At 68.6% G+C, this 12143-nt stretch carries 9 protein-coding genes; 7 read left to right on the forward strand and 2 right to left on the reverse strand.

Annotated features, from left to right (window positions below):
• Positions 1 to 6: 6 nt before the first annotated feature.
• Positions 7 to 2562 carry a sensor domain-containing protein gene (locus THIARS_RS09890; RefSeq protein ID WP_094160797.1) on the forward strand — a complete coding sequence of 852 codons (2556 nt, stop codon included), beginning with the start codon at positions 7 to 9 and terminating at the stop codon, positions 2560 to 2562.
• Between the two features lie 19 nt (positions 2563 to 2581).
• Here the strand turns inward: THIARS_RS09890 and THIARS_RS09895 are convergent, their stop codons facing one another.
• Both THIARS_RS09895 and apbC read right to left on the reverse strand, forming a co-directional pair.
• Positions 2582 to 4306, reverse strand: coding sequence for a long-chain-fatty-acid--CoA ligase (locus tag THIARS_RS09895; protein ID WP_186436642.1), 1725 nt, complete (start codon positions 4304 to 4306; stop codon positions 2582 to 2584).
• A 175-nt stretch (positions 4307 to 4481) separates the two neighbouring features.
• On the reverse strand, positions 4482 to 5567 hold the full coding sequence (gene apbC / locus THIARS_RS09900; RefSeq protein WP_094160799.1) for an iron-sulfur cluster carrier protein ApbC: 1086 nt from the start codon (positions 5565 to 5567) through the stop codon (positions 4482 to 4484).
• A gap of 213 nt (positions 5568 to 5780) precedes the next feature.
• On the opposite strand from apbC, the gene metG reads away from it, so the two are divergent.
• The 6 genes from metG to panB all read left to right on the forward strand — a co-directional run bounded on the left by metG (position 5781) and on the right by panB (position 12128).
• Positions 5781 to 7943: a methionine--tRNA ligase gene (gene metG / locus THIARS_RS09905; protein ID WP_094160800.1), complete on the forward strand. Its 2163-nt coding sequence runs from the start codon at positions 5781 to 5783 to the stop codon at positions 7941 to 7943.
• Positions 7944 to 7969: 26 nt separating this feature from the next.
• Positions 7970 to 8866, forward strand: a complete 897-nt coding sequence (gene kdoO, locus THIARS_RS09910) for a Kdo hydroxylase KdoO (protein WP_094160801.1) — start codon at positions 7970 to 7972, stop codon at positions 8864 to 8866.
• Positions 8863 to 9972: a lipopolysaccharide heptosyltransferase I gene (gene waaC, locus THIARS_RS09915; protein WP_094160802.1), complete on the forward strand. Its 1110-nt coding sequence runs from the start codon at positions 8863 to 8865 to the stop codon at positions 9970 to 9972. The genes kdoO and waaC overlap by 4 nt, the downstream gene beginning before the upstream one ends.
• A 35-nt stretch (positions 9973 to 10007) precedes the next feature.
• On the forward strand, positions 10008 to 10205 hold the full coding sequence (locus tag THIARS_RS09920) for a DUF3460 family protein (protein WP_094160803.1): 198 nt from the start codon (positions 10008 to 10010) through the stop codon (positions 10203 to 10205).
• Between the two features lie 55 nt (positions 10206 to 10260).
• Positions 10261 to 11106, forward strand: a complete 846-nt coding sequence (locus THIARS_RS09925; RefSeq protein WP_094160804.1) for a segregation and condensation protein A — start codon at positions 10261 to 10263, stop codon at positions 11104 to 11106.
• A 161-nt stretch (positions 11107 to 11267) separates the two neighbouring features.
• Positions 11268 to 12128, forward strand: a complete 861-nt coding sequence (gene panB / locus THIARS_RS09930) for a 3-methyl-2-oxobutanoate hydroxymethyltransferase (protein ID WP_094160805.1) — start codon at positions 11268 to 11270, stop codon at positions 12126 to 12128.
• The last annotated feature ends 15 nt before the right edge of the window (positions 12129 to 12143 follow it).

The raw sequence follows: 12143 nt of genomic DNA on the forward strand, positions 1-12143 counted from the left end.
GACTTCATGCCCGACGAAGCCCCCTTCCACCCCCCTGCGAAGCAGCTGCCAGCGGCCTCTCAAGGCATTGCGCATCCCGCCGATTCGACCGAGCACGACAACAGGCCCGAATGGCTGGACTCGATGCCCGGTCTGTTCTCCCACTTCGACGTCGATTGCCGCCTGCTCCACTGCAATGCGGCCTATGCCGACTGGATGGGGCAAGGCGCCGCCAACCTCGTCGGCAAAGCGCTGGACGCACTGGTGCGCCCGGAAGACATGCCCGTGGTGATGCCCCATGTCCGCAAGGTGCTGGCCGGCACGCCCGTGACCTATGCCCGCGAGCAAACCCAAGGGCGCGTCACGCGCTGGTTGGAAACGCGCTTGCAGCCAGCCTGGAGCCCGCGGCAAGCCGGGCTGGCGCCACAGGTGGTCGGCTTCTATTGCCTCGAACTCGACCGCTCGGCGGACAAGCTGCGGCTGGACCGTACCGCCCTGCTCCGGCACGCCTCGGGCGCAACCTTCTGGACCCTGGACCTGCAGCAGGGTCTGCTGCACAGCGAACAGAACTGGGCCGATCCCGCCTTGCGCGAGCAAGCGGCAACCTTCACCATGCCCGAACTGCTGGCCCTGCTGCCCGAGGCCGACAGGCCCGCAGTGCTGCAGGGACTGCAGCAAGTCATGCAGGCAGGGCAGGTCAGCCCCAGCGTCGAGGCGCGCATCCGCCGCAAGGACGGCAGCCTCATCTGGACGCGCAACCAGGGTCTGGTCAGCCGCTGGACGCCGGATGGCCAGCCCCTCGAACTCATGGGCATCAGCGTCGACATCACGGCCACGAAACAGGCGCTGGACGACCTGCAGCGCAGCGAGCAGCGCTTTCGCACCTTCGCCGAACTGTCGTCCGACTGGTTCTGGGAACTCGACGCCCAGGGCCGTTTCACCAGCATGAGCGCCAGCAGCCTGCGCAACCGCAATGTGCAGCAGGTGCGCGAAGCGGTGCTCGGCCGCGCATGGCAAGACATCAACCCCGCCATGGCGGCGCTGCCGCAGTGGGTGGCGCTGCATACGCTGATGCAGCGCCAGCTCCCTTTCCACGACCTGGTGCTGCCCTATCGCGGCGATGACATGCAAACGCGCTGGTGGAGCCTGAGCGGAACCCCGATATGGAACACGCAAAACCAGCTGACGGGCTGGCGCGGCGTGGCGCGCGACATCACCGAACAGCGCCAGGCCGAAGACAAGCTCTATGTCACCGCCTACACCGACACGCTCACCGGCCTGTCGAATCGCGCCGGCTTCGAGCGGCTGCTGCAGTCGACGCTCGATCACTCGCAAGACGCCGGCGGGGCGCTGCTGTTCATCGACCTCGATCAATTCAAGCAGATCAACGACAGCCTGGGCCACAGCGTGGGCGACCGGCTGCTGGCCGAGGCGGCGCATCGCATTCAAGACACGCTGCGCGCCGGAGACCTCACCGGCCGTTTCGGCGGCGACGAGTTCCTGGTGTATTCGCGCCGCAGCGACACCCCCGCGCCGGACGAGGCGCTCGTCCTGGCCGAGCGCCTGCGCGCCGACCTCGCCCGGCCCTACACGGTGGAAGGCCGGATGCTGCACACCACGGTGAGCGTGGGCGTGGCGCAGTTCCCGCGCGACGGAAGCGGCATCGCCGAGCTGCTCAGCCACGCCGATGCCGCGCTGCACGAAGCCAAGACCCTCGGCCGCAACCGGGCACAGGTGTTCACGCCCGAACTGCTGGCCCGCGTGCGCCGGCGCGCTCAACTCGAAGCCGAACTGCACGCCGCGCTCGAGGCCGACGCATTCGCCATTGCGCTACAGCCCATCGCCCGGCTTCAACTGCGGGCGGCGGATGCCGACACGGCCATCACCGCGCAGCAGCGCTATGCCATCGTCGGTTTCGAGGCGCTGGCGCGATGGACGCGGCCCGACGGCGAGGAGGTCAGCCCGCTGGAGTTCGTGCCCATCATCCTGGATCTTGGCCTCATCTTCGACTTCGGCCTGCAGATCCTGCGCAAGAGCCTGCGGGCCTTGCGTGATCTGCGCGAAACCTGCGGCTACACGGGGCACTTGTCGGTGAACCTCTCGCCGGCCCAACTCAAGGGCGGCTGCGTCACGTGCCTGCGCGACGAATTGAGCGCCGCCGGGATCGAGCCCGGCCTGCTCACCGTCGAGCTGACCGAGAACCTGCAGATCATGGTGAGCGAAGACTGCCTGCTCACGCTCAACGGCATCCGCGATCTGGGCGTGAAGATCTCGCTCGACGATTTCGGCGTCGGATTTTCCAACCTGGAATACCTCACCAGCTTGCCGGCGACCCAGATCAAGATCGACCGCGCCTTCACCCACGGCGTGGCCACGGACCGCTACAAGGCTGCCGTGGTCACCGCCACGCTGGCGATGGCCGCCAGCCTGGGGCTGGAGACGGTTGCCGAAGGCGTGGAGAATCTCCGCGACCTGCAGTGGATCGAGCAGGCCGGCTGCACCCAGGTTCAGGGCTGGGCCTTGTGGCGAGCGATGGATGTCGACGCCGCCTGCGCCTTGCTGCGGCACACGCTGCGACGCTGAGCCGGGCGCCCGTCCCGGCTCAGGCCGGAGCCGCCATCGCCACGCCGGGTGTGCGCTGGGCGTTGGCGTCATCGGCGTCGCGCAGCGCGCGGCGCAGAATCTTCCCCACGGGCGTCTTCGGCAGCTCGTCGCGGAAAACGATGTGCCTGGGGCGCTTGTAGCCGGTCAGGCGTTCAGCCATGAAGGCCTTGAGTTCGTCCTCGCTCAGGTTCGGATCCTTGCGCACGACGAACAGCTTCACCGCCTCGCCCGAATTGGCATCGGGCGTGCCCACCGCGGCGGCCTCCAGCACTCCGGGATGCATCACCGCCACGTCCTCCACCTCGTTGGGATAGACGTTGAAGCCCGAGACCAGGATCATGTCCTTCTTGCGGTCGACGATCTTCACATACCCCTGCGCATCCATGATGCCGATGTCGCCGGTCTTGAAAAAACCGTCGGCGGTGAACGCCTTGGCGGTCTCGTCATCGCGCTTCCAGTAGCCGCGCATGACCTGCGGCCCGCGCACGGCGAGCTCGCCAGGCTGGCCGCTGGGCACCGGCTTGCCGTCGTCGTCCACGATGACGATTTCGGTCGAGGGCAGCGGCAGCCCGATGGTGCCGGAGAAATGGTCGGTGTCGGTCGGATTGCAAGCCACCGAGGGCGAGGTTTCCGAAAGCCCATAGCCCTCGCAGATCGGGCAACCGGTGCGTTCCAGCCACTTGCGCGCCACCGCCTCCTGCACCGCCATGCCGCCGCCCAGCGAAATGAGCAGATGCTTCCAGTTCACCGTGTCGAAGTTGGGATGATTCATCAGGGCGTTGAACAGCGTGTTCACCGCCGGCAAGGAATGGATCTCGTAGCGCGCCAGCTCCTTAAGCGTGGCGGGAAGGTCGCGCGGATTCGGGATGAGGATCATCATGCCGCCCTGCGCCGCCGACAGCAGCATGACCACGGTGAAGGCGAAGATGTGATACAGCGGCAAGGCGCAGACCGTGTTGATCGCCGCGAGATCCTTGCGCTTGTCCAGGCCGGGCCGGTTCCATGCGGCGGACTGCAGCACGTTGGCGATGAGATTGCGGTGGGTGAGCGTGGCGCCCTTGGACACGCCCGTCGTGCCGCCCGTGTACTGCAGCACGGCGACGTCCTCGGCGCGGATGTCGGTGGGCGCGAAGTGCAGACGGGCACCGGCCTTCAAGGCGTGGCCGAAGCGCACATGGCCGGGAAGGGCGTAGCGCGGCACCAGCTTCTTCTTGTGTCGCACCACGTAGTTGACGATGGGGCCGAGCGGAAAGCCAAGCATCTCGCCCATGCTGGCCACCACCACCAGGCGTAGATGGGTGTCGCCGATCACCTGTTCGAGCGTGTGGGCGAAGTTCTCCAGGATGATCATCGCCACCGCGCCGCTGTCGCGCAGCTGGTGCTCCAGCTCGCGCGGCGTGTAGAGCGGGTTGACGTTGACCACGACCAGACCGGCGCGCAGGATGGCCGCCACCGCCACCGGGTATTGCGGCACGTTGGGCATCATCACCGCCACCCTGTCGCCGGACTTGAGCCCCTGGGTCTGCAGCCAGGCGGCGAAGGCGGTGGACTCGGCCTCCCAGCGCGCATAGGTCGTGCGCCGGCCCATGAAGGCGTAGGCGGGCTTGTCGGCATGCTCGGCGAAGCTGCGCTCCAGCAGATGGGCGAGCGAGCGGTAGGCGCCAGGGTCGATATCGGCGGGCACACCCTTGGGGTAGTACGCGAGCCAGGGGCGATCCATCATGCTGTCTCCTATCGTCTTTGGGTGTCGCTTCGAGTTCCGGCGGGGTCGATCCGCGCCGAAAAAGAACGATCGTTCGTTTCCAGGTCCGCCCCAAGGATAGCGCCCGCTCGGCCTTTTGACCAGACTGACTGGCGGCCTGCCTGGCGGAAGCGGGCCGATGAACTGCCGCGGGCTCTCAGGTATCGGAGATGGTGATGGTCGGGAACTTGGTCGAATAGTCCTTCGCCCGTTCCGCCACCTTCACCGCCACCTTGCGCGCGATGGTCTTGTATTCCAGCGCCGCCGCGCCTTCGGGGTCGGCCACCACGCTGGGGCGTCCGCTGTCGGCCTGCTCGCGGATGCGCAGGTCCAGCGGCAGGCTGCCGAGCAGCTCCACGCCGTAATCGCCCGCCATTTTCGCGCCGCCGCCCTCGCCGAAAATGTGCGAGCTGTGGCCGCAGTTGGGGCAGACGTACACGGCCATGTTCTCCACGATGCCGAGCACCGGAACCTGGACCTTCTCGAACATCTTCAAGCCCTTGCGCGCGTCCAGCAGGGCGATGTCCTGCGGCGTGGTGACGATGACCGCGCCGGTCAGCGGCACGCGCTGGCTCAGGGTGAGCTGGATGTCGCCGGTGCCGGGCGGCATGTCGACGATGAGGTAGTCCAGGTCCTGCCAATGGGTCTGGCGCAACAACTGCTCCAGCGCCTGGGTGGCCATCGGGCCGCGCCAGATCATCGGGCTGTCGGCATCCATCAGCAGGCCGATGGACATCACCTGCAGACCGTAGTTCTCCATCGGTTCCATGGTCTGGCCGTCGGTGCTCTCGGGCCGGCCCGACAGACCCATCATCATCTGCTGCGAGGGACCGTAGATGTCGGCGTCCAGCAAACCCACCCGCGCGCCCTCGGCGGCGAGCGCCAGCGCCAGGTTGGCCGCCGTGGTGCTCTTGCCCACCCCGCCCTTGCCCGAGGCCACGGCGATGATGTTCTTCACCCCCGGCAGCAGCTTGACGCCGCGCTGCACACCGTGCGCCTCGACCTTGGTGGACATCTGCACCGAGACGTTGGCCACGCCGGGCACCGCGCGCAGCGCGGCGATCACGTTGCGGCGCAGTTCGGCGTGCTGGCTTTGCGCCGGATAGCCGAGCTGCACGTCCAGCGAGACGTCGCCGCCTTCGACGCGCAGGTTCTTGACGGCCCTGGCCGCCACCAGGCTCTGCCCGGTGTTGGGATCGATGACGTTGGCGAGCGCTTCCTGGATCTGGCTTTCTGTGGGCATGATGCGAATCGCGGGGTGAGAAAAGTCGCGTGGGTGGAAAAGACAACCCACGCAGTCTAGTTCGCCCCCGGCACACCTTGCCGGGCCACTGCCTACAATTCCCGCTTTGGCCCGCAGTTCCGGTGCGCCGGGACGGCGCGCCCGGCAGCCGCCGACAACACACCGCGCATCGCGCTCCGGTTACACCCAAGGCCCCAACGCCACCCAAGTCGCATGAATCCAAGCTCCAAGCGCCGCCTGTTCGTCACCACCGCCCTGCCCTACGCCAACGGGCCGTTCCACATCGGCCACATCATGGAATACATCCAGGCCGACACCTGGGTGCGCTTTCAGCGCATGGGCGGCAACGAGGTGCACTTCGTCGGCGCCGACGACGCCCATGGCGCGCCCATCATGATCGCCGCCGAAAAGGCGGGCAAGACGCCGCAGCAGTTCGTCGCCGACATCGCGGCCGGACGCCAGCAATATCTCGACGGCTTCCACATCCGCTTCGACAACTGGCACAACACCGATGGCGCCGAGAACCACCAGCTGGCGCAGGACGTCTACCGCGCGCTGCGCAAGAGCGGGCTGATCGCGATGCGCGACATCGAGCAGTTCTACGACCCGGTCAAGGGCATGTTCCTGCCCGACCGCTACATCAAGGGCCAATGCCCCAAGTGCGGCGCGGCCGACCAGTATGGCGACGCCTGCGAGGTCTGCGGCGCGGTGTACGCGCCCACCGAACTCAAGAACCCGTATTCCACGTTGTCGGGCGCCACGCCCGAGCTGCGCAAGAGCGAGCATTACTTCTTCCAGCTCTCGTCCGACCGCTGCGCCGCGTTTTTGCGCGAGTGGACGCAAGCCAGCAATGCCCACGGCCAGCCGCATCTGCAAACCGAGGTGCTGAACAAGGTGCGCGAGTGGTTCGCGGTCGACGAGAACGGCCACGGCGGCCTGGCCGACTGGGACATTTCGCGCGACGCGCCCTATTTCGGCATCGAGATTCCGGATGCGCCGGGCAAGTATTTCTACGTTTGGCTGGATGCCCCGGTGGGCTACCTCGCCAGCCTGAAGAACCACTTCGACAAGGGCCAGGCCGCCGCCCACTGGCACGCGGCTTCGCGCACGACGCAGGATTTCGACACCTTCATGGCCGATCCGCAAGTCGAGCAGGTGCACTTCATCGGCAAGGACATCGTCTACTTCCACACCCTGTTCTGGCCGGCCATGCTCAAGTTCTCGGGCCGCAAGACGCCGAGCCAGATCAACGTGCATGGCTTCGTCACCGTGGGCGGCGAGAAGATGAGCAAGAGCCGCGGCACCGGCATCTCGCCGCTGAAGTATCTGGACCTCGGCCTCAACCCCGAGTGGCTGCGCTACTACCTCGCCGCCAAGCTGGGCAGCAAAGTGGAGGACGTGGACTTCACGCCGGAAGACTTCGTCGCCCGCGTCAACAGCGACCTCATCGGCAAATACGTCAACATCGCCAGCCGCGCCGCCAAATTCATCAACCAGCAGTTCGACGGCCGGCTGGGTTACTTCGGCGCCACGCAGGAGATGACCGATGCCGCGCAAGCACTAGCCGACGACGTCGCCGCCGCCTTCGAGGCGCGCGAGTACGCCCGCGCCATGCGCGAGATCATGGCCGCGGCCGACCGCATCAACACCGCATTCGACGCCGCCCAGCCCTGGCTGCTGGCCAAGGACGACGCGCGCCGCGCCGAGCTGCAGGACACCTGCTCGCGCGCCCTGGCCGGGTTCTGGACCCTGTCCGTGCTGCTCGCCCCGGTTCTGCCGGAACTCAGCGCCCGCGTGGCGCGCGAGCTGTTCGGCCTGGAGCGCGACTTCGTCTGGGCCGACGCCGCTGTGCTGCCGCAGCGCGTCGCCCCCTACCAGCACCTGATGCAGCGCATCGACCCCAAGCAGCTCGACAGGCTGTTCGAACCCGACGTCCCCTCCGCGCCGCCGCAGAACGGCAACGCCCGCATCCTGCCCGAGGCGAAACCGGCCGCGGCCAAGGCCACCGCGCCGGGCGACACCATCACCATCGACGACTTCGCCAAAGTCGACCTGCGCATCGCCCGCATCGTCCACGCCGAAGCCGTGGAAGGTTCGACCAAGCTGCTGCGCCTGACCCTCGACGTGGGCGAGACCGACGCCGACGGCAAACCCCGCACGCGCAACGTGTTCTCGGGCATCCAGAGCGCCTACAAGCCCGAGGACCTGATCGGCAGGCTCACCGTGATGGTGGCCAACCTGGCGCCGCGCAAGATGAAGTTCGGCCTCAGCGAAGGCATGGTGCTGGCCGCCAGTGGCGCCGACGAAAAAGCCCAGCCCGGCCTGTACCTGCTCGACCCCCACCCCGGCGCCCAGCCCGGCATGCGCGTGCGCTGAGACGAACAGCAGCCAGGAGAAGCGCCATGAGCACGCCCGCCCCCAACGACGTCCTGCGCACCCTGCCCGACACGGCATGGGACGACACCGGGCCCACGCGCCACGTCGAGCATCTGGTCGAGGGCGGGCATGTGCTGCACTTCCCGCAGCTCGCCTTCGCCCTGCTGCCCGGCGAGGCGCGCTTCCTCGACCCGGCCTGGAGCGACGGCAGATCCAAGAACATCAGCCTGCGCGGGCAGAACGAGCTGCGCGGCGCGCAAGGGTCGGCCGATGACCTGGCGGCGCTGCAAGCCATGATCCGGCGCTTCGCGGCGCAGGCGCAGCAGCTCGTCGACCGGCTGTTCCCGCACTACCGCGGCAAGCTGCGCGCCGGCAACGCCTCGCTGCGCCCCTTCGCCGTCGAAGGCCGCGAAAGCTCCTGGCGCAAGGACGACACCCGGCTGCATGTCGACGCCTTCCCCTCCAATCCGACGCAAGGGGTGCGCCTGCTGCGCGTGTTCACCAACCTCAACCGCGACGGCAAACCGCGCGTCTGGCGCGTGGGCGAGCCTTTCGCCGATCTGGCCGAGCGCTACGCCCCGCGCCTGCGTTCGGCCCTGCCCGGTTCGGCCTGGCTGCTGCAGGCGCTGCACGTCACCAAGTCGCGCCGCACGCCCTACGACCACGCCATGCTGCAGCTGCACGACCTGGCCAAGGCCGATGCCTCGTTCCAGAGCCAGTCCCCGCAGCAAACCGTGGACTTCGCGCCGGGCGCCACCTGGGTGGTGTTCTCCGACCAGGTGCTGCACGCCGTGATGGCCGGCCAGCACATGATGGAGCAGACCTTCTATCTGGACGTGGACAACCAGTTCGTACCCGACACCGCGCCGCTGCGCGTGCTCGAACGCCAGCTGGGCCGCGCGCTCGTGCCCCGCACGGCATGACGCGCACGCAACTGCCGCGATTGCCTCTGCGCTGGGGCCAGGCCGGACTGCCGCAGGCGCCGCGCAGCCTGCTGCTGGTGCAGATTTCGGCGATGGGCGATCAGGTGCAGACCCTGCCGGCGGTGTCCGACATCGCCGCGCGCTGGCCCGGCATCGCCATCGACTGGGCGGTCGACGCCCGCTTCGCCGACATTCCCCGCCTGCATCCCGCCGTGCGCCGGGTGTTCGCCCTGCCCTTGAAAGCCGTGCAGAACGCCCCCGCAAACGCCGGCGCCTGGCGCGAACTGCTCGCCCAATTCCGCGCCCTGCGCGCCCAGACCTACGACCTGGTGTGGGACCCGCACAGCGTGCTCAAGAGCGCCATCGTCGCCCGCCTCGCCAAAAGCCCGCTGCGCGTGGGCTATTCGGCGCCGGACTGCGGCGGCGAACCGCTGGCCGCGCGCGCCTACCACCTGCACTTCTCCCGCCCGCCCGGCATCCACGGCACCGAGGGCCGCCGGCTGTTCGCCCGCGCCGTGCTGGACACCGACACCAGCCGGCCCGCCGACTACGCCATCCGCCACGCCTTTTCGGCATCGAGCCCCGAGCGGCCCGCCTACGCGGTGCTGGCGCACGGCGCCTCCAAGCCGGAAAAACTCTGGCCGGTGGAACACTGGCGGGCGCTGGGCGAACGGCTCATCGCGCAAGACCTGCAGTTGGTCCTGCCCTGGGGCAACGCCGCCGAGCGCGACCGCGCCGAGCGGCTCATCGCCGCCTGGCCGGCCGGACGCGCCAGACTGGCCGACCGCGGCAGCGTCACCGACATGGCCCACCTGCTGGCCGGCGCCGCGCTGGTGGTCGGCGTGGACACCGGCTTCAGCCACCTGGCCGCAGCCCTGCGCCGACCCTTGGTGATGCTGTTCACCAGCACCGGGGCCGAATTGTTCACGCCGGAAGACCCCGCCATCAGCCGAACCCTGGGCGGCAACGGGGTCGTGCCGCGACCCGATGCCGCCTGGCTTGCCGCGCAACAGGCGCTTGCGGCAGCAGGCATGCGGGGCCCAGACGTTCCCGCGTTTTCGTCGACCCCGGCACGCATTTGCGAGCGTCCGGGCAGCGCGCCCTAAGATTCCTATTTTCGCCGACAACGAGACTTCAAACCATGCCACTGGTCGTCAAACCCTATGTCTCGGAAGCCACGCGCTTCCTGCAAAGCCTGAAAGTGCAGAACCCGGAGCTGGAAGCCAGGCAGAAGCAAGGCCGCGCCCTGTTGTGGGACAAGCCGCAGGATGCCGAGCTGCGCGCGGCCTTCGACGCCGCGCATGTGCCGCAGAAGCCCTATGTTTACGGCCAGGACTGAACGGGCCGGCGCGGATGGAGCCGCGCCGCATCGCTGAACGCCGCCTGACTATCCCATGACGCCCGAGCAATGGGCCGTGGACGCCCCGTCCGCCGCCGACACCACGCCCGCCACCGTGGACGGCTTGGCCGTGGCGCGGCTGTACGGCCAGCCGCTGTTCCAGCTGCCGCAGGACCTGTACATCCCGCCCGACGCGCTGGAGGTCTTCCTCGAAGCCTTCGAGGGTCCGCTTGACCTGCTGCTCTACCTCATCCGGCGCCAGCACTTCAACATCCTCGACATCCCGATGGCCCAGGTCACGCGCCAGTACCTGCAGTACGTGGAGCAGATCCGCCAGCACAACCTGGAACTCGCCGCCGAGTACCTGCTGATGGCGGCGATGCTGATCGAGATCAAGTCGCGCATGCTGCTGCCCCGCCCCCCCGCGGCGGAGGGGCAGGAGGCCGAGGATCCGCGCGCCGAGCTGGTGCGCCGGCTGCTGGAGTACGAGCGCATGAAGCTGGCGGCGCAGGACATCGAGGCCCTGCCCCAGGCCGGCCGCGACTTCTGGCGCGTGCAGGTGGTGGTGGAAAAGTCCGCCCGCCTGCTGCTGCCCGAGGTGAGCGTGGAGGAGTTGCGCGCCGCCTGGGCCGATGTGCTGCAGCGCGCGCGGCTCAACGCCCACCACACCATCACGCGCGAGCAGATCTCCGTGCGCGAGGTCATGAGCCAGGTGCTGCGCCGCCTGCAGGACCGGCGCTTCGCCGAGTTCCAGGACCTGTTCGAACCCGCGCGCGGCACGGGCTACGCCGTGGTCACCTTCATCGCCCTGCTCGAACTCGCGCGCGAAGGGTTGATCCAGATCACACAGGCCGAGGCCTATGCGCCGCTGTACGTGCGCCTGTCCTACACGCCGAGCTGACGATCCCGTGGGCGGCATCCGTCGATCCTCCCGCCGCCAGGTCGGGCCACGCATAATGGCGACCTCTCACAAGCAACAAGACACCGGACCGCCTCCAAGTGTCCTCGCCCCAACCCGAGGCAGCGCGGCGCCCCGCCCTGCCGGCATTTTCAAACACGGCCATGACCACTGAGACTCCCCCTCCCGCCTATGGTGGCGGCCCCGTGCCCGCCGCAGGGCGCAAAACCGTGACCCTGCACCGCCTGCGCGCGATGCGCGAGGCCGGCGAGAAGGTGGCCATGCTCACCGCCTACGACGCCGCCAGCGCCAGGCTGCTGGACGATTGCGGCGTGGACTGCCTGCTGGTGGGCGATTCGCTCGGCATGGTGATGCAGGGACACCCGTCCACCCTGCCCGTGACGCTCGAGCAGATGGCCTACCACACCGGCTGCGTGGCGCGCGGCAACCGCGGCGCCTGGCTCATCGCCGATCTGCCTTTCGGCAGCTACCAGGGCGGCGTCGAGCAGGCCGTTGCCAGCAGTGCGGCGCTGATGCAGGCCGGCGCGCAGATGGTCAAGCTCGAAGGCGGCGGCTGGACCGCGCCGATCGTCGCCGCGCTGGTCGAACGCGGCATACCCGTGTGCGCGCACCTCGGCCTCACGCCGCAGAGCGTGCATGCCCTCGGCGGCTACCGCATCCAGGGGCGCGACGCCGCCGCCGCGCAAAACCTGCGCGCGCACGCCCGCGAGCTCGGCCGGGCCGGCGCGGCGATGCTGGTGCTCGAACTCGTCCCCTCCGATCTGGCCGCCGACATCAGCGCCGGCTACCCCGGCATCACCATCGGCATCGGTGCCGGCCAGAGAACCCACGGCCAGGTGCTGGTGCTGCACGACATGCTGGACATCACCGCCGGCACCAAGCCCCGCTTCGTGCGCAACTTCATGCAAGGCGCCGCCAGCATCGGCGACGCCGTGCGCAGCTACGTGCGCGACGTGAAGTCCGGCGCCTTCCCCGACGAGGCGCTGCACGGCTACAGCGCCTGAACCGGGGCCCCAACC

It is taken from the genome of Thiomonas delicata (assembly GCF_900088825.1).
GTDB lineage: Bacteria > Pseudomonadota > Gammaproteobacteria > Burkholderiales > Burkholderiaceae_C > Thiomonas_A > Thiomonas_A delicata.